Annotated in this window: 15 protein-coding genes and 1 tRNA gene; 4 read left to right on the top strand and 12 right to left on the bottom strand. The window is 45.7% G+C overall.

Going from position 1 to position 19,404, the window contains the following annotated elements; genetic code table 11:
- Positions 1–4: 4 nt before the first annotated feature.
- The 11 genes from QU605_RS12225 to QU605_RS12175 form a co-directional block, all read right to left on the bottom strand.
- Positions 5–3,061: a SusC/RagA family TonB-linked outer membrane protein gene (locus tag QU605_RS12225; RefSeq protein ID WP_289725606.1), complete on the bottom strand. Its 3,057-nt coding sequence runs from the start codon at positions 3,059–3,061 to the stop codon at positions 5–7.
- 384 nt (positions 3,062–3,445) lie between these two features.
- Positions 3,446–3,796, bottom strand: coding sequence for a bleomycin resistance protein (locus tag QU605_RS12220; RefSeq protein ID WP_289725605.1), 351 nt, complete (start codon positions 3,794–3,796; stop codon positions 3,446–3,448).
- A 302-nt stretch (positions 3,797–4,098) separates the two neighbouring features.
- The gene (locus QU605_RS12215) at positions 4,099–4,995 is read right to left on the bottom strand and encodes a hypothetical protein (RefSeq protein WP_289725604.1); all 897 of its coding nucleotides are present in this window, start codon (positions 4,993–4,995) and stop codon (positions 4,099–4,101) included.
- Between the two features lie 94 nt (positions 4,996–5,089).
- The gene (locus QU605_RS12210; protein ID WP_289725603.1) at positions 5,090–6,172 is read right to left on the bottom strand and encodes an alpha/beta hydrolase family protein; all 1,083 of its coding nucleotides are present in this window, start codon (positions 6,170–6,172) and stop codon (positions 5,090–5,092) included.
- A gap of 569 nt (positions 6,173–6,741) precedes the next feature.
- Positions 6,742–6,816 (bottom strand) — tRNA-Val (locus QU605_RS12205).
- A 59-nt stretch (positions 6,817–6,875) separates the two neighbouring features.
- Positions 6,876–8,087, bottom strand: a complete 1,212-nt coding sequence (locus tag QU605_RS12200) for a bifunctional folylpolyglutamate synthase/dihydrofolate synthase (RefSeq protein WP_289725602.1) — start codon at positions 8,085–8,087, stop codon at positions 6,876–6,878.
- Between the two features lie 4 nt (positions 8,088–8,091).
- A complete protein-coding gene (locus QU605_RS12195) occupies positions 8,092–9,045 on the bottom strand; it encodes an energy transducer TonB (protein ID WP_289725601.1) in 954 nt (317 codons plus the stop codon).
- Positions 9,045–9,431 (bottom strand): ExbD/TolR family protein, encoded by a 387-nt coding sequence (locus QU605_RS12190; RefSeq protein WP_289725600.1) that lies wholly within the window; start codon positions 9,429–9,431, stop codon positions 9,045–9,047. The genes QU605_RS12195 and QU605_RS12190 overlap by 1 nt, the downstream gene beginning before the upstream one ends.
- A gap of 9 nt (positions 9,432–9,440) precedes the next feature.
- Positions 9,441–10,133, bottom strand: coding sequence for a MotA/TolQ/ExbB proton channel family protein (locus QU605_RS12185; RefSeq protein WP_289725599.1), 693 nt, complete (start codon positions 10,131–10,133; stop codon positions 9,441–9,443).
- Between the two features lie 50 nt (positions 10,134–10,183).
- The gene (nhaD, locus tag QU605_RS12180; protein WP_289725598.1) at positions 10,184–11,530 is read right to left on the bottom strand and encodes a sodium:proton antiporter NhaD; all 1,347 of its coding nucleotides are present in this window, start codon (positions 11,528–11,530) and stop codon (positions 10,184–10,186) included.
- Between the two features lie 18 nt (positions 11,531–11,548).
- Complete coding sequence (locus tag QU605_RS12175) at positions 11,549–12,775, bottom strand: Glu/Leu/Phe/Val dehydrogenase dimerization domain-containing protein (protein ID WP_289725686.1); 1,227 nt, start codon at positions 12,773–12,775, stop codon at positions 11,549–11,551.
- A 262-nt stretch (positions 12,776–13,037) separates the two neighbouring features.
- Between QU605_RS12175 and QU605_RS12170 the strand changes: the two genes are divergently transcribed.
- The gene (locus tag QU605_RS12170; protein ID WP_289725597.1) at positions 13,038–14,180 is read left to right on the top strand and encodes an acyl-CoA dehydrogenase family protein; all 1,143 of its coding nucleotides are present in this window, start codon (positions 13,038–13,040) and stop codon (positions 14,178–14,180) included.
- Between the two features lie 91 nt (positions 14,181–14,271).
- Complete coding sequence (locus QU605_RS12165; protein ID WP_289725596.1) at positions 14,272–15,234, top strand: hypothetical protein; 963 nt, start codon at positions 14,272–14,274, stop codon at positions 15,232–15,234.
- Between the two features lie 97 nt (positions 15,235–15,331).
- On the opposite strand, the gene QU605_RS12160 is transcribed toward QU605_RS12165, so the two are convergent.
- Positions 15,332–17,122 (bottom strand): tetratricopeptide repeat protein, encoded by a 1,791-nt coding sequence (locus QU605_RS12160; protein ID WP_289725595.1) that lies wholly within the window; start codon positions 17,120–17,122, stop codon positions 15,332–15,334.
- Positions 17,123–17,499: 377 nt separating this feature from the next.
- On the opposite strand from QU605_RS12160, the gene QU605_RS12155 reads away from it, so the two are divergent.
- Together QU605_RS12155 and QU605_RS12150 are read left to right on the top strand one after the other, a co-directional pair.
- Positions 17,500–18,864, top strand: coding sequence for an NAD(P)/FAD-dependent oxidoreductase (locus tag QU605_RS12155; protein ID WP_289725594.1), 1,365 nt, complete (start codon positions 17,500–17,502; stop codon positions 18,862–18,864).
- On the top strand, positions 18,854–19,243 hold the full coding sequence (locus QU605_RS12150; RefSeq protein WP_289725593.1) for a cyclic nucleotide-binding domain-containing protein: 390 nt from the start codon (positions 18,854–18,856) through the stop codon (positions 19,241–19,243). The genes QU605_RS12155 and QU605_RS12150 overlap by 11 nt, the downstream gene beginning before the upstream one ends.
- The last annotated feature ends 161 nt before the right edge of the window (positions 19,244–19,404 follow it).

The following is a 19,404-nucleotide window of genomic DNA, read 5'->3' as shown; positions in this document are numbered from 1 at the left end:
TTATTTAAAACCCTAATTCAAAGCCGATCGAAAGTATTCTGGGGGTTGGATAGAGTAGTGATGTATTATCCTGTGCCTCCGGATCGAATCCGCGCCACTTAGTCCATGTAAAGAGATTTTCTGCATTTCCGAAGACACGGAGCCTGGACAAACCGGTTTTCTCTATAAATCGTTGTGGGAAATTGTATCCGATCTGGGCAAACCGCAGACGCAGGTAGTCCGCTTCTTTCAGGTAGCGATCCGAGGTATAAGCCGACCTGTTGAAGGCGTCATATGACGGAATATCGGTTCGGGGGTTCTCTTCAGACCATGCCCGCAAAAGGTCCCTTGAGCTTCGGAATTGACCGATTACATCAGGATCCTGGAATGAGGCCAGGTCAAAATCTATCCGATCAACACCGGTCACATAATTGAATTGTGTTGTGAGGAAGAACCCTTTGTATTCCAGGTCAAAGCCGAAACTGCCCTGCCATTTGGGGATCAGGTTCTTTCCAATCCAAACGCGGTCCGTATCTGCATCGGGGGCCTCTGTGATATCCCCATCTGCCGTAAGGAATTGAAGATTCCCATTTGAAGGATTGACCCCTGCATAACGTATGAGATAATATTCGTTGAAAATTCCACCCTCTCTATTCCCGGTAAGACCATCCCCATTGCCAGTGAGGCCATCCTCATTTAAGGTAAATCCTGTCTCTGACGGGATATTCTTTATCCGTGTTTCGTTAAAATTCCCAATCAGGTTTAGGGTCAGGTTTAGCCCGTCTTTTTCGGCACTTCGAAGTACCTGCCAGTTCAGGGCTATATCCACCCCCTGATTCGTCAGATCTCCGGCATTCGAATCCAACGAGGTTACCGAATTAATCGCGGAAACCGGTGTGCTTTGGTAAAGGTCGGTGGTCTTTTTATCGTAGAAATCCAGGGATCCCCGGAGGCGTCGATCGAATACTTCAAAATCCAGTCCAACATTAAATTGAGCAACCGTCTCCCACGTCAGAAGGGTGTTGGCAATCTGCGAGAGAAATATGGAGTTCTGGTTTCCATATCCGGGTCCTGTCGCAAAAAAATTCTTGGTCAGGTCCGGGGCTGAAAAATAGCTGTCACCGGAGATTCGCTGATTTCCTGCAGTACCATAGGAAGCCCTTAGTTTCAGGAGGTTAATTGAAGTGTTTTCCATAAAACCCTCATTGTGGATGTTCCAGCGTCCTGCCAGGGAAAAAAAGGTGGCCCATTTGTTGCTTGCCTCAAATCGGTAAGAAGCGTCCCGTCGGATCGTTCCGGTAAACCCAAAACGCCTGTCGTAATCGTAATCTCCCTGGGCGAAGTAAGAAAAAAGCCCTGCGTTGAGAATTTCCGCATTAGCCGTATCTACAAAAAGTAGTGCCTGCGCATCCTGATCGAATCGAACTGGGATAAGACCTGACCCATCCCCGGGATAGAAAGTCTTGGGATCCAAACCATTTGCAAAATACCCAAACTGGCGAAAATGCGCCTTGAAGTATTCCGTGTATAATCCGATATCGACTGAATGCTTGCCCCATGATTCCGCATAGGACAGCGAAGTCACCTGGTTGTAGGAAAACTGTCTCGTTGTCGCTTGTTCCTGAAACCCTGAGGTGGGATTTTCAGCAGCGCCGAACAGAAGCGCGTTGAACGATTCAGGGGACCGGGCCGTTGTCAGGATTTGATTCTGGTAATCCGCGCTCATTATAATTTTCGCCACCAGTTCCGGGGTAATCTTATATGAAGCATTAAAACTTCCAATTAGCTTTACTTCATCAATCCTTCTGGTGAAAGTAAGGAGTTTGTCCAACAGGAAAAGGGGCGTATTGGAAAACACAAGGGGATTCAGGAGGTCAGCCCCGTTGGTATAGTCATCCGGAGTGACATAGGGAACTGAAAGGTACCCCCCGATTATATAATTCTGATTAATACTCTGGTCCCCTACAAAATCTGGTTCATTCGATTCCGAATAGTTGACCGAAAGATTTGTCGCATAATTAAACCGGTCGTTGGCACTGGTCCCCTTCGTGTTGTTTCGGACACTGAATCGTTTCAGGTCAGATGCCTTAAGGACACCTTCCTGCTCGAAATATCCCAGGGATGTAAATTGGGAAAAACGTTCACTTCCACCCTGAAGACTCAGATTGTGATTTTGAGTCAACCCGGTTCGAAAAAAGAAATCTCCCCATTCAAAAGTTGAGGCAGCAGCTATTTCCCCTGGTGTCAGGGTAGCTCCAAGTCCCCGTCCGCGTTCATTTTCAAGGCTAAGTTGTTGTTGGGAATCCATTAAATTGTAATCATTGTCCTGAAGGGAGCTGTAACTGAGGATTCCGGTATAATTGATCTGAAGGGGGGAATTATATCCTCCTTCCTTAGTCTGGATTACCACCACTCCGTTTGCACCTCGGTTTCCGTAAACAGCCGTAGCACCGGCATCCTTTAAGACATCGATAGAAGCAATTTCCTGTGGATTGATACTCCGGAAGCTTGACTCATCCACAGGGGCACCATCAATGATAAATAGTGGAGCGGTATTCCCATTGATTGAGTTGATTCCCCTAAGCCGAACAGTGGGCGCGGCACCCGGTTGGCCGGAGGTAGTATTTATAGCAAGGCCTGCGACCTGGCCGGAAAGCGTCTGAATCACATTCGCATTCGGTCGATTTTCAATAGTCTCAGCATTGATGGTCTGGGAAGCAATACTGGACTTAACCCGGGTTGCCGTCCGGTATCCCTGTAAAACGACTTCCTGCAGTTCCTGAGTTTGCTCCAAAAGCTGAACATCAATTACATTTGACGTTCCGACAGTTCGTTCTTCTGTGGCTTGTCCGATGTAGGAAAACTGGAGAATTTCACCCACATTTACAAGGATGGTATAATTCCCGTCAAAATCTGTCTGGGCCCCTCGAGTGGTTCCCACTACAACTACGGAAACCCCTGGCAGAGGCACTTCATCCTGATCCACCACTTTACCGGAAACGGTTTTTTCCTGAGCAAATGAAAAATTAAAAGAAAGCAACAGGATTAAGGGCATTAAAAGAAAAGTTGATTTTAATCCCATGTACAGCGATTTTTGAGTTTTCTGAATCAAGTTTTCAGTCTCCAGTGCCGAGATTCGAACTTGATAAAGTGAATCTATTTAAATATTCCTGATTAAAGTATGTAATATTTTCAGCTAGAAGAACAATAAACTCATATTTTATTTGATTAATTTCTTTTCTGCTCCCAAGTATTAATATTGATAACGGGATATTTTACTCTGGTAAAGGGAGTACTGCAAGCACCCGATATGCGCCCTGAAGAAACAAAAGGAGGATCTGCGCTCTGATAGTTGCTGAGCCAGTTTTAAAAAGTAACCCACCATTGTTAAGGGCCAGAAAAGATGACACTACCTGAAATGGGAACTGGTTCCGTGGTGTGCCAAGGGACATCTCCTCTCCCACCCTTATATGCCCTGTCCGAATGTCAATAAATTGTGGTCCGGGTCGAGAAGCGAGAATTCCCGTTGTCCCCAGGGCTTGGCTTCCAAAGCCCCATTAGGATGTATCCTGATTTTTGCTTCCAGAAGGGAATTATAGTACGTTTCAATAGCATCCGTTCTGATATAAACCTGTCCGTAATTCTCTTTGGGGTTCAGGCCGGGAAAGGCGAAGAAATGAATTTCAATGCCCTCTTTTTGAACCATCAAATAGTCACCATAGTCCCCGATTTCCTGAAACCCCAGAGCCCCGAGGTAGAAATTACGGGTAGCATCTCTGTTTCGCATGGGTAATTTTGGATGAATGGCAGTGAGCATATCGGTCTTGTTGTTTATTAAGTTCCAAATCGGACTATTGCGGGGGCTACCCGTTTTAAGAGCGCTTGTCTTAACCCTAAGTATTAGCACCTCTGAGGTAACACCTGCCAATCATTTTCATTCCCGATAGTTTGATATTGATTGATTAAATCGTGCAAATACATTCCGACATATTGAACCCCAATAGCGATCCACCCGTAATCCGTCCAACGAATTTCGTCGTTCGTTATCACACTTAAAATCCCTTATCCAATCCATAGGATTCCCACGAACACTTAATGAGTAGTCTCTTTTTCGAAAGTCTAATATTGAATTCTTCCATAGTTGTTCAGCACCTTCAATACCCATAATGTTTGAATACCAGCCCATTCTAATTTTGTTCCTTCACTAATGCCATACCAAGTATCCCATCGTCCATCATCTTTTTGTCTACTAATTAATTCTTTTATGTCGGACTCCATTGTCATTTTTGAAAATAAAGAGAATAGAATACTTTTAGTTGATGGTGCATAATTTAAGCCATGAGGTTTTCCATAAAGTCCCCAACCCTCATCAGTTTTGTCTTCACAAATTATCCCATTATTCGATATCCAATTTTTTAAATTATTTATTGTTTTTTTTGCCTTATCCTGACTCTTTGTATGTTCTAAAAAAGTTAACCATCGAGAAACACATAAATAGCAGAAAACGTGTTTTTCTTTAATTCGCTCAAATTCACTCCAAACAAACTGTTCTGCTTTTTTCATCCAAGGAATATCAATCTCATATTTTTCCAAAATTCCAAGTAAAGGTGCAGTAGTACTTATTGCCGCCCATTCTTTAACTGTTTTAAAATGCTCTTCACAAGGGTATTCACTTTTTGGTCTAAACATCCAGGGAATACCCCCTTTTTCAGTTGTTATGCTCTTAAAATATGGCATAAAGTCTTTTAGAATGATTTCTTTGGTCAAGTAACCAACTTCATCGAGTGTTTCAAGTGCCATAATGCCAAAGAGAGGTTGACTTTCTGGTGATGCAGTATCGGGTTCCATTCCGTGTCCAAAACCTCCGTCAGAATTTCGGTAGGCATAAACTGCGTGAAAAACACCTTCTGAAGTTCCATTTTCAAAATGAAATTCAAACAAACGCCTTTCTATCATTCTCGCATTTGTCAATATGAAGTTTCTTGCTTTTAAGTAGTTATTCTTTGGTAAAATCATTCTTTATTGGCGGATGCTTTGAATTACACACAACGTTCAGCAAATAAGACGTATCCTGCAAGGGTACAGCCTTTATGGTTGGTTGCGTACTGTTTTAATTATGTTTTATCATATTCACGTACTCAATATCCATATTTTGTTTGTAGCGCCCGTTTTCACCTATTAAATACGCTTTGAAAAACTCTGTCAGTAAGGTTCGACTGATCTCAAGGGCTTTTTTAGAATCTATTTCATATCTGAAATTATCAGGGTATAAATAGGGATTATCGGTCATCGAATTATGCCCAAAGCCGACCAACTCGGTCATATAAACTGTATTATTCCGATTGTCAATAAAACTATTGTAGTTGTCAACTGCATATTTTAGGGTCCCAGAACTACACATCATTAATGAAGGGACAACTATTTTGCCTTCGTATCTCACATCACGTGGCGGTATACCCTCCATAGTCGCTAGTGCTTTTACTTTTTCTGATTTGGCAGTCAATTCACCTGCTATCCGTCCTCCTAAAGAATGACCAAAAACACCAATATTTTCTAGGTCTAATTTATTTTCAAATGCATACGCGTTAAATTCAGTAATATTTTTCAAAACAAACATTAGGTCCTGATAGCCTATTTCGGTTGGTTTTTTAAAAAATTCATCAACACGCTCATATGGTCCTGCCATCATTCCGCCTGGTGTTTTAAAATCATCGGATGGATATAATATGAAGCCATCTTGATAAATTATATAACCAATCTCAGGCATATCTACTGAAGCAACCACAAAACCCTGACTTGCCAATTCTTCAGCAATTGTGGAGTAAAGAAATCTTTCTGTTCCTCTTCCGGGCACTATGATGATTAAAGGTGCCCTATGAATTTCTTTGGCCAATGAAGCCCTTAAATAAGAATTGGTCAATGTTTTCTGATACTCGTTGGACAATGCACTGTATGAGGCTTTTACCAAGGTTGAATCAGATTTGGCTGGATACCAAAATTGAGTTACTATTGCTCTTTTCTGAGTAAAGCCAGCTCGTACCTTCATCTCCCTTGACTCATCTATCCATTCGTAAATTGAAGTTCCCACGGTGTATTTCCCTGTAGGTTCAATTAATTGAACTGTATCAGCCTGACAATAGCTTTGAAAGGTCAAAGCCAAAAGAAGCATTGTTGTGAGAATAGTATTTTTCATATGGCTTTCCATAATTGTTCGAAAAGGCCCTGGGTATGCCCTGTTCCGAGCTTTGTTTATGCCAATAGCGGCGTCTGAAAGGCACCGCCTGAGTGAGCAGCCCCTTGGATGCGCCGTAAGCAAAACAAACCTGGGAATGGCAGTTCCCGGTCTTTTAGTTTGCTTCAATTTAGGAAAAAAGTTCGGGTTTGGAGAGGGCTGAGCGCGCGTTGAAGCTCCGGTGGACCTTCACCAGCAAGGAGCCAGGTGGTGCGGTGGCTGGGCCGTGCCGGATTGTTGTTTTTCATTTCGCCTTCGCAAGCTCAAACAAGTTTGGCTTGCAGTTTAAATAAAAGGAAACATTGGATTACGCGCATCGCGCGTGATCCAGAGAAGACCCACTCCTGCAATTAGAGGGCCGAGTGCCCGTTGAAGCTCCGGTGGAGCTTCAACAGCGAGGAGCCAGGTGGTGCGGTGGCTAGGCTGTGCCGGATTGTTGTTTTTCATTTCGCCATCACAATCTCAAACAAGTTTGGCTCGGTCCGAAATGAAAAAACCCGCACAAGTCTGTGCGGGTTTTCTGAGTGATGTGGGCCCTACTGGATTCGAACCAGTGACCCCCTGCTTGTAAGGCAGGTGCTCTGAACCAACTGAGCTAAGAGCCCGTAAAGGGTGTGCAAATATAGAATAGTTTTTAGGTTCCCAAAAGAAATTATTCAAATTTTCAAACGACCTCAGCCACTACAAATGTGCTGCCTCCTACAAAAATAAGGTCTTCAGCTGCAGCAGCCTTTCGGGCTGCATTCAGGGCCTGTCCCACAGAATGATATGCCTCACCCTCCAAACCGTACAAGGAAGCCTCTTTTTGAAGTGTCTGTACATCAAGTCCTCTGGGGATATCCGGGCGGGCAAAGTAATACCTGGCGTGTTGTGGGAACAGTCCCAGTATCTTATCCAAAGCTTTCTCCCGAACAAATCCAAGTACAATATGCAGGTTTCTGAATTCCTGATTGAGCAATTGTGCCATGACCAATTTTAATCCATCCGGGTTGTGGGCGGTATCGCAGAGAATTCTGGGTCGCTCTCCAAGGGTCTGCCATCGGCCAAGAAGTCCAGTATTTCCGGCTACATTCAGGAGTCCTTCCTGAATGTGCGCGGTACTTACAGGAAACGAATCCAAATGTTTTAAGGTTTCCAGTACCCCGGCGATATTCTTTTTTTGATAACTGCCATTCAGATCTGTAGGGTATTGGGCAGCGTCAATCGTTTCGGCAAAAAAAAGCGGCGCCTCCCGTTGGGCGGCCGCCTCTTTGAAAACATGGGCTACCCCGGCCTGTGCTTCACTTACGACTACAGGTACTCCGGGTTTGATGATCCCAGCCTTTTCCCAGGCGATCTCTGGCAGCGTATTTCCAAGGAACTCCATATGATCCATGCCTATATTGGTGATAAGGCTTACTTCGGGGGTAATGATGTTGGTTGAATCCAGGCGTCCACCCAGTCCTACTTCAATTACGGCAATATCCACCTTTTCTGCGCTGAAGTATTCAAAGGCCATTCCGACGGTCAACTCAAAAAAGGAGAGGGAATGGGCTTCCAGATAGGTTTTATGCTGCTCGATAAACCGGATGACAGAAGACTCGGGGATTTCACGACCATCAATACGAATTCGCTCGCGGAAATCTTTTAAATGCGGAGAGGTGTACAAGCCGGTTTTGTATCCGGCCTCCTGTAAAACCGAGGCGAGCATATGGCTGCTCGAGCCTTTGCCATTGGTGCCGGCTACATGTATGCTACGGAAGTCCAGGTGCGGATTTCCTAAATACGATGAAAATTCCTGAATCGTCTCGAGCTTGGCATTCAGGGCGGAAGCACCCCTTTGCTGGTACATCGGCAGGCGGGCAAACATCCAATCCAGGGTTTCCGGATATGTCATCGGGTTATTGACCTAGTTTGAAATTAACGACCACGAAGCCAATTTGCCGTCCCGGGGCTTTAGAATCTGAATTCCATCGGTGGGCCATTGCCGTTTTTCGGGCAGGCTCCAGCAAACAGGGATCCGTATTGGTAGTCCCGCGTGCTCCGGGCGTAGCCTTGATTACCTTACCCGTCCGGTCTACTTCTATTTGCACTACTACGATTCCGGCCTGATTGCAGTCCTGTTTGTATACACTCTTTCCCTGAAGCGAACGTCCGCTCAGCCCATAGCCTCCAGAACCACTACCACTTCCAGGGGCACCGTAATATGAACTCGCATAGGGGTCTCCATCCGGATTCCCCTTATCACCGGCCCTGTTGTCGTCCCCTTCTCCACCTTCGGCTTGTCCCTCGGAATTGTTTAATCCGCCCATCATTGCATCCAACTCCCTTTTCTTGGCTTCCTGGGCCTGGCGGGCGCGTTCCTCTGCTTCTGCCTTTTCACGGGCAATACGCGCTTCTTCCTCCCGGGCTTCCCTTGCCTCTCTTGCCTCCCGGTCTGCTTTTGCCTTGGCTTCACGAGCGACCTGGTCGGCTTTCCGCTGACGCTCCTGCTCCTGTTGTTTTATGCGAATGGATTCTTCCTCCTCCTGGGTAAGTACGGGTTCCTGGGGCTCATCAACTGCTTCTGCCGCCTCTTCGGGCTCGTCAGGCATAGCCTCGGCAGCGGTTTCCTGAATTTCCTCAGGTTGTTCCTCCTCAACTACAGGTTCCGACTGTCGCTGTCTGATCGGTTCTGTGGGTTGCTGATCGCCCATACCGAATTCCATTGTCCCGAAATTCACGGTAATTCCGCTTTCCGGAGGGGGCTCCAGATACGTCAGGCCTATATAAAAAAGCAAAAGGATAAGTACACTTAACAAAAGGGTTGTAAGTGTAAAGGATTTCTTCTTGTGTCTCGTGTCGAGCAACGGCATCACTTAGGACGCACAGCGAGGATTACTTTGTAACTATTGCGGTTAGCGACATCCATAACATTAACGGCTTCCTTAATGGCAACACTCTCCTCAGCCCTCAATATAATGGTTGGCTTCTCCTGACCCTCCAGTGCCTTTTTTAGTTCGATTTCAATATACTCCTTGTTGATCTGCTCATTGTTTACAAAATACTCCAGATCCTTATTGATGGTTACGGAGACATTCTGCGTGTTGGTCGATTTTCCCCTGGCCTTGGGCAGTAATAAATCAAGGGCATTTGGGGTATTGGCCGTAAGCATGAAAAATATAAGCAGCAGGAAGACGATGTCCGTCATTGAGGACATGCTGAACTCAGGGCTAACCTTATTCCTTCCTTTCAGTTTCATACGGTGTTCTTAAACGGGTTCGCTAAGTAAATCGAGAAATTCTGTCGCGTTGGCCTCCATTTTATGTATCACCTTATCTGTGCGGTTAACCAAATGGTTGTACCCCACATAGGCGATAATTCCAACTACAAGACCTGCTACAGTCGTGGTCATAGCGGTATAAATACCTGAAGCCAAAGCTCCCATTTCAGCCTGTCCACCGCTGGTGGCCATCTGGTGAAAGGCGAGAATCATTCCGATTACGGTTCCCAAAAATCCAATCATAGGAGCCGCTCCGGCCACAGTAGCCAGAACAGTCACATTCTTCTCCAACTTGTAGACTTCAAGGGTACCTGCATTTTCGATAGCCGTATTGATATCATCCAGGGGTTTCCCTATTCTGGAGATCCCTTTTTCTACCAACCGCGCCACAGGACTATCCGTCTGAGCGCATAGGATTTTGGCAGACTCAATCTTCCCACCTGTGATGTGGTCCCGAATCTGATTCATAAAATTCTTATCGATCTTTGAGGCTGCCTTGATCGCCAGAAGGCGTTCAAAATAGATATACATGGCCACGGCCAGCATGACAAAGAGTACCGAGATGATTACAATACTTCCGGTCCCTCCGTTGAAAATCAGATCGATTACCGAAAGTGTTTTCTCTTCAGATGCGAATTCGCCCAGCTGGGTTTCATCTACAACATCCTGAAACAATAGCATAGATAGATGTTCTTAATGTTGCTGTTAATAACGGTGATTCCCGGTTTTAATTATGTGTGCAGAACAAAATCTCTTAAAAGGACAAAAACAAGGGCTCCGGCCAGAAATCCGGCTAAGGCGAGCCATGCGATTTTGCGGAAATACCAGAAGAAATCGATCTTCTCCATACCCATGGCAACAACCCCTGCGGCCGAGCCAATAATGAGCATACTGCCCCCTGTTCCGGCGGAATAAGCAATAAAGTGCCAGAGCGGGCTATCCATGCCCTGGGAAAACATTCCCATACTCGCCGCTACCAGAGGCACATTATCAATGACGGCCGATCCGATTCCAAGAAGCATTACAACGTAATCCGTATTGGGGATCGCCTGATTCATGGACTCAGCATAGTGGAACAGATATCCAAGGGATTCCAGGGCAGCAACCGCCAGGAGGATCCCCAGGAAAAAAAGGATGCTGGGAAGTTCAATTTTAGAAAGGGAGGAGTGCACCGGCCCGTGTTGGGAGTGTTCTTCACTTTCCAGTGCCGTGTCTCTATCCAGAGAAGAAATACTGAATTTGGCGTTACTGTAGATTTCAGCAAACGTAGCCACAATTGCCAGGGATAACATCATGCCCACATAAGGGGGAAGATGCGTAATGGTTTTAAAGAACGGAACAAAAACGATGGCTCCCAATCCCAGATACAACATGGTAGGACCAAATTTAGAGGTCCGGTCAGTATCCTGTTCTAGATCCGCATCAATCTCGCCCTGGAAGATTTTAAACCTGCTTGCGATAGCCGTTGGCACTACCGTACACATAATTGAAGGCAAAAGGACGTGAATGACCAGCTGGGAAGCACTTACCTTGTTGGCGATCCAGAGCATGGTTGTCGTAACATCTCCGATGGGCGACCAGGCCCCCCCTGCATTGGCATTGATAATTATTAAACCTGCAAACCACAACCGTGTTTCCCGGTCTTTGATCACCTTCTGAAGGATTGTAATCAGTACGATCGTCGCCGTCAGGTTATCAATAATCGCAGAAAGAATAAAAGCCAGTATGGAGAACAACCAGAGCAGTTTGCGTTTACTCCGGGTACGGATGTATCCCTTGATGGTCGCAAACCCGTTGAAATAATCGATGATCTCCACAATGGTCATCGCCCCTAGCAGGAATACCAGGATCTCAGCGGTCTTCCCAAGGTGATGCAATAACATTTCATCCAGGTGGGAGGGTTCCAGTTCCTTTAACTCCGTATTAACCTCAAAAACAGGCAAATGCGCAAGAGCAATAATCGCCCAAAGAATTGCCATCATGGCAAGTGCAGGGATGAGTTTATCGATTTTCAGATTGTGTTCAAGGGTTATCGCAAGGTACCCTACGACGAAAACAATAATTACGATGGTTTCCATAAAAAGGTCATTTATTTATTACACGAGCTGCTTAAGCGCAAGTTCAAAGGCCGTGCGGCTCAGGTTTCGTTTTGATGGATTTTCCTTAAATATATTCAAAATTGCCTTTCGGATGACTTCTGAAGTGTCATTAAATATGGCAGTGTCCTCCATAGTTACCCTTCCCTCCATGAAATAAGCAAAAACCCTGGCCATTCCACAGTTCGAAATAAAGTCGGGGATCAGGCTAACCCGCTGGTCTGTGTATTCCATTATGGGGCCAAAGAATATTTCTTTATCTGCAAACGGGACATTCGCCCCGCATGAGATGACCTCTAGCCCTGTATCTATAAGTGTCGTTATCTGTTCCCGGGTAATCAGTCGGGAGGCTGCACAGGGTGCAAATATTTCAGCAGGGGTGTTCCAAATTTCCGCATTGATTTTATCAAAGGGGATCATTTCCTCAGTGATCAGGGCATTTCCTTTCTTCTTCCTGAAAAAGGTTTGGATTTCTTCAAAGGAAAATCCTTCCTCTTTTACAATACCTCCGTGCCTGTCGATTATTCCAACAATGAGGGCACCCATCTTAGAGAGGTAAAATGCCGCAGCAGCGCCCACATTACCAAAACCTTGCACTATTGCCCGCTTTCCCTTAACGCTACTCCCGCCTATTTCGTAAAAATGGCGAACCGCTTCAGCTACGCCAAAACCCGTAATCATGTCAGCTACGGTATATTTCCTTGAAGGATCGGGGGAATATTCATCGCTTTCGAGCACCTTGATGACACCCATGCGCAACTGTCCGATCCGATTGATCTTATCGGCTTCCGTAGGTTTGAAATGCCCATTGAAAACCCCTTCCTGTGGGTGCCAGACCCCGGCATCCTCGGTAATTGGAATTACCTCGTGGATTTCATCCACGTTCAAATCGCCTCCGGTTCCGTAATAATTCTTCAACAGGGGGGAAACAGCGGCATACCATCGCTCCAACACGCCTTTCTTACGGGGGTCTTCGGGATTAAAGTTGATTCCGGATTTGGCTCCCCCGATCGGCGGACCGGAAACTGTAAATTTCACTTCCATTGTCTTGGCCAGTGAGAGCACTTCATTCATGTCGAGACCCTCTCGCATACGCGTTCCTCCGCCCGCAGCGCCTCCGCGAAGGGAATTAATCACCGTCCAGCCTTCAGCCTCTGTTTCCGGATCGTTCCAGTGGAATACAATTTCAGGTGCTTTATTCTCAAAGCGCTCAAGGAGTTCTTTCATTACCATATACGAACACGTTTTAGCCGGTTTACTCTGCGTATCGGGGCCCGGTCCGGCCCGAAAAGATCAAGGGTTATCTCCTAACTCCTCGGCTCAGTCAAACAAATATAGAAATAAAGAGGAGCTTTAAAAGGATTTCATCGGCCTTCTCGCACCGCTGCTCGAAAGGCGGGAAGGAGGAGTGCAGGTAAGTGCTCATAGTGTTGATAAAAATAGATTCTGGCCGTATATTTGTACCCCTTAATGAAAAGCCCGACCCCCTATGGATTTTACTTTGACCGAAGAGCAGCAAATGATTCAACAAGCCGCAAGGGATTTTGCCCAAACCGAATTGTTGCCTGGTGTTATTGAGAGAGATGAGAAGCAGGAATTCCCCAGGACCCAGATCCAAAAAATGGGAGAACTAGGCTTTATGGGGATGATGGTAGATCCCACCTACGGAGGCAGCGGGATGGATACCCTTTCCTATGTCCTGGTAATGGAAGAACTCTCCAAGGTGGATGCATCTTCTTCTGTTGTGGTCTCGGTAAACAACTCCCTGGTGTGCTGGGGACTGGAAACCTATGGTTCGGAGGAGCAGAAACAAAAATACCTGAAACGCCTTTCCACGGGAGAAATCATAGGTGCCTTCTGCCTGTCCGAGCCCGAGGCGGGAAGCGACGCTACTTCCCAGAAAACTACGGCTATTGACAAAGGGGACCACTATCTGCTAAACGGAACCAAGAACTGGATTACCAATGGTTCATCCGCAGAGGTCTATCTGGTAATCGCGCAGACCGATGTCGAAAAAGGACATAAAGGGATTAATGCCCTGATTGTCGAAAAAGGTATGGAAGGTTTTGAAATAGGACCCAAGGAACAAAAAATGGGGATTCGCGGGAGCGATACCCACTCCCTGATGTTCACCGACGTCAGGGTGCCCAAGGAAAATCGGATCGGAGCTGATGGTTTTGGTTTTAAGTTTGCCATGAAGACCCTGGCTGGAGGCCGTATAGGTATTGCAGCCCAGGCACTTGGTATTGCAGCGGGGGCATACGAACTCGCTTTAAAATATTCTAAGGAACGTAAGGCGTTTGGGAAGGAAATTGCGAATCACCAGGCTATCGCCTTTAAACTTGCGGATATGCATACCCAGATTGAAGCGGCCCGTTTTATGGTTTATAAGGCCGCTGTTGATAAAGATCAGGGTAACGACTATGTACTTTCAGGGGCCATGGCCAAGCTTTACGCTTCTCAGGTGGCCATGGAGACAGCCGTGGAAGCGGTGCAAATTCATGGGGGCAACGGTTATGTTAAAGAATATCATGTGGAACGCATGATGCGCGATGCCAAGATTACCCAGATCTACGAGGGCACCTCGGAGATCCAGAAGATCGTGATCTCTCGGAGTATTTTGCAAAAATAGCGCCTGTCGAGCCGATCAAAGGCACGCGTAAAGACACCCAGTCAAAATCAGAATTTTTTTGTAAGTTAGTGTAAATCAGATACTCTAACTTATGTACACCTACAGTAAATCCACCCTGTTTCTCAGGGTTTCCGGTTTAGTCTTGCTGCTTGGGGTCGGCTCCTGTAAATCGGACCCCAAAGAAAAACCCGAACCTGATCCATTAGCAGAGCAAGCGCCTGTTTCCATTCAGGTAACCACCAAATCCATGGAATTCTATGCCCCTGACACCATTAATTCAGGCTGGAACACATTCGTATATGAGAACCAGTCTACAGAACCCCATTTTATTTTACTCGACAAGTATCCGGAAGGAATTACCATAGAGAATACCATAGCAGAAGTAGCCCCGGCTTTTGAGGAGGGTATGTCTCTGATTATGGAAGGCAAAATGGAAGAATCTATGGAGGCCTTTGGCAAGCTGCCGGAATGGTTTTCAAAGGTCATCTTCTCAGGTGGGACCGGGTTGATTTCAGCGGGTAAAACCGCCGTTACTACCATTAAACTCGAACCGGGATACTACGTAATGGAATGCTATGTCCGGATGCCGGACGGGAGGTTCCATACCTCTATGGGAATGGCAAAGGAACTCATCGTAAGATCCACAGATAGTGGCATGTCTCCCCCCGGGGCCGATATGGACATCAGTATCTCGAGTCAGGGCGGAATCAATTGGAATGGCCAGCCCAAAGCTGGCAAAACGACCTTCCGGGTAACTTACACGGATCAAGTGGTGCATGAAAATTTTGTAGGGCACGACGTGAACCTGGTAGCCATGGAGCCTGAGGCTGATGTTAAAGCACTGGAGGACTGGATCAATTGGGCAACCCCCACAGGGTTAATGAGTTCCACAGCCCCTGATGGTTTCACTTTTCTCGGGGGCACTAATGATTCGCCACAAGGCAGCACCCAATATTTTGAAGCGGACCTGAAACCGGGATCTTATGTGCTCATTTCGGAGGTACCCAATACCAGTGAAAAGGGGATGCTGAAGGTTCTTACGGTTGGGAATTAGTGCGTTTGATGAAATTTTTCAAACGTAGTGGCAGTGCATTTCTCCTTCAGGTTTATGCTCCACTTCAACAGGCATGCACAGAAACAGCCTGTTAATCCTAGTTGCCGGGGAATTTACTGGGTACGGTGCCACTGACCACACGCATGTTTTGTTTTTTGTTGTTGATTTGTTGCATAATAGAACGAAATCTGGGATCCGTTTTAATCGGATCCGTCATAGAACTGAATAAGGCCCAGCCTATCCATTGATCATGTAAGAGAAAAGCCTCTTCAACCTTCTCTATAGCCGCCTCGTATTCCTCCAGACCACATAGGAGAATGGCAATTTGAGAGGGTGGCACATAGGATCGTGATAACATATTATCCAAAACACGTTGCGCCCTTTCTTTCTGGCCCAACCTGGCAAAAACATAGCCAGGTATAAATCCTGTTTCCAGTCCAAGTTCCCTCTTTACCAGTAAATCATAAGCTTCCTGGTACATGCCCTTTTCTGACAATAGAACCGCTTTAATCCATAATGTTTCCAAGTGATCCGGATTTAAGGCCAGTTTGTTGTCGATTACCTGCTGGGCTCGATTGAGTTTCCCCTGAAAAATATAATTCATGGCCAGGTATATTTCATTAAAGTTATCCAGGGGATCCAGATTACCGGCTTTCTTCTGCAATTCCAGGGCTTTTTCAAAATCTCCCAGCATTTCTAAAGCAAAAGCATACCACTGGTACGTTAGCGCATAATTGGGGCTTTTTTCCAGGGCTATCTCAAAGTAGGGCACCGCTCCGTTAAAGTCGTATTCAAAACTATGGATGATCCCCATAATGCAACTTACCTGGCCACTTCCCGGGTTCAATTTCTCTGCCTTCAGTGCATACTCCTTTATTTCCCCTGAAGCTTCGGCAGATGAAATATAACCCCGGTTTACATCAAAAATAAGAGCTTCGGCCATACCGATATAAGGATCTGCATAAGTGGAATCCTTTTCAATAGCTGCCTTAAAATAGCGGGTAATTTCCTCCCGCTTCTGCCCGGTATGATCGCGCATGGCACTTTTGCCAAGGGCGTTGAATTTGAAGGCTTCTACATTCACATCTTTCGTCTCAGCTCTGATGGTTTTAACGGCCTTACTTTCGGGAATTTCCAGAGCCCCATAGATATTTGCCCCAATATTCCCGGAGATATCACTGATATGGGACAGTTTGCCAGTTATAGAAGCATAGTTAAGGATTTCATTGTCCCTGGCTCCAATAACCTCCATCTTCACATCTATATCCTGATTAGTAATGGCATAGTTCCCGACTAATACTACATCTGCGTTGAGTTCCTTTGAAATTTGCTCAATGGATTTATCTGTATCCCTATACTGAAACGAGGATTTGGAAGAGATTACCGATAACCTTTTTGAATTGGCCAGTTCGCTTATAACATCTTCGGCAAGCCCTTCTTTAAGGTAATCAAATTCTGTATTGTCAGACCGGTCTTCAAAGGGTAAAACAGCAATGCGGAAATGTTCAAGCTTATCGGGGCTGTTCCATTTGGAGCCCGCCCAAAAACTTCCTGCGAGCAATACCAATAATGCCATTATACCTGACCCCACGATGACTGCGTTGAGCCGGCGATTATCAAATTGCCTGTTTTCCGGGGAGACGGATTCGTTGGTGGTTTTCTGAAGCCCCTCAGGTGTCAGGTCATAAATCCATGAAAATCCGGTCCAGAATATAAAGCCAATGCCAAGGAGATAAATCAGTCCTTTAAGTAGAAATTCAGGTGCGCCGAAAGTCGGGAGGAGCGTAGAGGCTGCTTCAATTATCACCCACGAGACAGCAAGGTATGCCACAATTGCCCTGAAAACGTTCCGCCTGACCAGTTCCTTATATAGTTTTTTAAAATCCATGTGGACCTACATTAGAAATCCATTACCACTACTAGCCTATCTGTCAAAAATTAATGCGTAAATGGATGCATAATAAGTAATGAAAATCCGGGTTCAATGACAATGATTTTAGTCATACTTATTCCAATACGTGTTGCCACACTTCATTGAATTTACAGGGAATCCATGTCGTTTGTTTCATTTTTTCGTCTGGATTCTCATGGCAACTGAAGGCATTTTTCAGATAACTTAAATCTGGCATAAATGATATAAATCATTGGACGGAAAAAACCTTCCATCTACCTTATAACATGACTTGGCTAGCTAAGATTTGGGTATGCAAACCGATACCCTCGGTACTTCTTTGGCAGAATGGTTCAGGTCTTTAAAGGGCTGTCATGACTCATTCATCTACTCCCGGGATAGAATTGGCCAATGGATCTCGCATCGCCGTGATCGGAGGTGGCCCTGCAGGAAGTTTTTTCAGTTACTATGCTCTGGAATACGCTCGAATATTTGGCCTGAGCCTTGACCTCGATATTTTTGAAGCAAAAGATTTTACCCGGGCAGGCGCTTCAGGCTGCAATCAGTGTGGGGGGATTATTTCCGAATCCCTTGTGCAGGACCTTGCGACAGATGGTATGATTATCCCCTCAGATATTATCCAACGTAAAATCAATTCCTATACAATGCACACTGAGCAGGGTACCCGTGTTATCCATATTCCAAGTAATGAACACCGCATTGCATCTGTTTTCAGGGGATGCGGGCCGAGGGGGTGCCTTGATAAAAACGTGAAGGGGTTTGATAATTATTTACTGGGGCTTTGCCATAAAAAAGGGGCCCGAATCATACATAAAAAAATATCCACAGTTGAGCGTATAGACGATGGGATTCTGGTAGGGCATTCAAAGACCGATGTAAACAGATATGACCTTGTAGTCGGGGCAGTCGGACTTAATAAGAGATCCCTGAATCTGTTTAAAAATATTTGTCCTGCCTATTTAAAACCCAGGGTGACCAGAACGTATATCAGCGAGTTTATGATGAAACCCGCCGACATTAAAGAATGCTTCGGAAGTTCCATGCATGTTTTTCTCCTGAACCTTCCCCAGATTACTTTCGGTGCCCTGATTCCCAAAGAGAATTATGTGACCCTGGTACTCCTGGGTAAGGACATAAACAAAGAAGTGGTTCAAAGGTTTATAACTTCAAATCATGTCAGGGCCTGTTTTCCCAGGGATTTCCCTGTAGAAAGAACCATGCCCTGCCAATGCTATCCTTTTATTAATGTCAGCGGTGGCCATCATGCATATGCTGACCGTATGGTCATGGTCGGTGATTCAGCCTCCTCAAAATTGTATAAAAACGGGATCGGGGCAGCTTTCATAACCGGAAAAGCCGCAGCAAGCACAGCGATCTTCCAGGGCATCAGTGAGCGTCATTTTAAAAACTATTATGCCCCGATATGCAGGGATATGGACAGGGATAACAAAGCAGGGGAATTGATCTTCCATTTCACGAAACTGATACAGAAATCTCCACTTTTCAAAAGAGGTATCCTGAATCTGATTGCCAGAGAACAAGCAGATCGTCATTCCGCTTTCAGGATGAGTTCGGCACTTTGGGACACCTTTACAGGCAGCGCAGGGTATCGGAATATTCTCAGGCGCTTTTTGCATCCTGCCCTCCTGGGTGGACTTCTCAGCAGTTCGGTAATCTCAAACCTACCCTCATTTAATAGTCACGACTATGAAAAATAAAAAGCTAGGTAAACTCTATAAAGACGGAGAAACCATCATAAAACAGGGCACCCCGGGAAATTGCCTGTATGTGATACAGGGTGGCAGGGCGGAAGTCATTTATGAAACGACGAAGGGAGAAGTTAAAATTGCAGAATTAAAAGAATCCGACTTCTTTGGAGAAATGGGTCTTTTTCAACAAGATGTCCGATCCTGTACAGTCAGAGCTGTCGGAGAAACCAATATACTCACCGTTGACAAGAAAAGTCTGTTGAAGTCAATACACCGGGACTCCTCTCTGGCATATCGGTTGTTGGAAAAAATGTCCTATCGATTACGGGAGGCCAACAAAAAAATAAGCATTCTTCATGATTTACTGGATATGGTATCGATCCGCTGAGAGCCAGGATGTGACAGACTATTCAAAGTATAGTTTCAGATGATGCTCCCCTGCCTTTGTTGTTGCGTTTATCCCATAAAAAAAGCCCTTCACATTTCTGTAAAGGGCTTTCGAAGAAGGCGGCGACCTACTCTCCCACCAATCGGCAGTACCATCGGCGC

This window comes from Robiginitalea aurantiaca, from assembly GCF_030380815.1.
In the GTDB taxonomy this organism is placed as follows: Bacteria; Bacteroidota; Bacteroidia; order Flavobacteriales; family Flavobacteriaceae; genus Robiginitalea; species Robiginitalea aurantiaca.
The sequence above is the reverse complement of the archived record's forward strand: the minus strand, read 5'-3'. Positions and strand labels throughout refer to the sequence as shown.

Excerpts from the sequence above, each read along its gene's own strand:
- QU605_RS12225 (WP_289725606.1), bottom strand. The coding sequence starts at position 3,061 with ATGGGATTAAAATCAACTTTTCTTTTAATGCCCTTAATCCTGTTGCTT.
- QU605_RS12220 (WP_289725605.1), bottom strand. The coding sequence starts at position 3,796 with ATGCTCACTGCCATTCATCCAAAATTACCCATGCGAAACAGAGATGCT.
- QU605_RS12215 (WP_289725604.1), bottom strand. The coding sequence starts at position 4,995 with ATGATTTTACCAAAGAATAACTACTTAAAAGCAAGAAACTTCATATTG.
- QU605_RS12210 (WP_289725603.1), bottom strand. The coding sequence starts at position 6,172 with ATGAAAAATACTATTCTCACAACAATGCTTCTTTTGGCTTTGACCTTT.
- QU605_RS12200 (WP_289725602.1), bottom strand. The coding sequence starts at position 8,087 with ATGACATATCCGGAAACCCTGGATTGGATGTTTGCCCGCCTGCCGATG.
- QU605_RS12195 (WP_289725601.1), bottom strand. The coding sequence starts at position 9,045 with ATGCCGTTGCTCGACACGAGACACAAGAAGAAATCCTTTACACTTACA.
- QU605_RS12190 (WP_289725600.1), bottom strand. The coding sequence starts at position 9,431 with ATGAAACTGAAAGGAAGGAATAAGGTTAGCCCTGAGTTCAGCATGTCC.
- QU605_RS12185 (WP_289725599.1), bottom strand. The coding sequence starts at position 10,133 with ATGCTATTGTTTCAGGATGTTGTAGATGAAACCCAGCTGGGCGAATTC.
- nhaD (WP_289725598.1), bottom strand. The coding sequence starts at position 11,530 with ATGGAAACCATCGTAATTATTGTTTTCGTCGTAGGGTACCTTGCGATA.
- QU605_RS12175 (WP_289725686.1), bottom strand. The coding sequence starts at position 12,775 with ATGAAAGAACTCCTTGAGCGCTTTGAGAATAAAGCACCTGAAATTGTA.
- QU605_RS12170 (WP_289725597.1), top strand. The coding sequence starts at position 13,038 with ATGGATTTTACTTTGACCGAAGAGCAGCAAATGATTCAACAAGCCGCA.
- QU605_RS12165 (WP_289725596.1), top strand. The coding sequence starts at position 14,272 with ATGTACACCTACAGTAAATCCACCCTGTTTCTCAGGGTTTCCGGTTTA.
- QU605_RS12160 (WP_289725595.1), bottom strand. The coding sequence starts at position 17,122 with ATGGATTTTAAAAAACTATATAAGGAACTGGTCAGGCGGAACGTTTTC.
- QU605_RS12155 (WP_289725594.1), top strand. The coding sequence starts at position 17,500 with ATGACTCATTCATCTACTCCCGGGATAGAATTGGCCAATGGATCTCGC.
- QU605_RS12150 (WP_289725593.1), top strand. The coding sequence starts at position 18,854 with ATGAAAAATAAAAAGCTAGGTAAACTCTATAAAGACGGAGAAACCATC.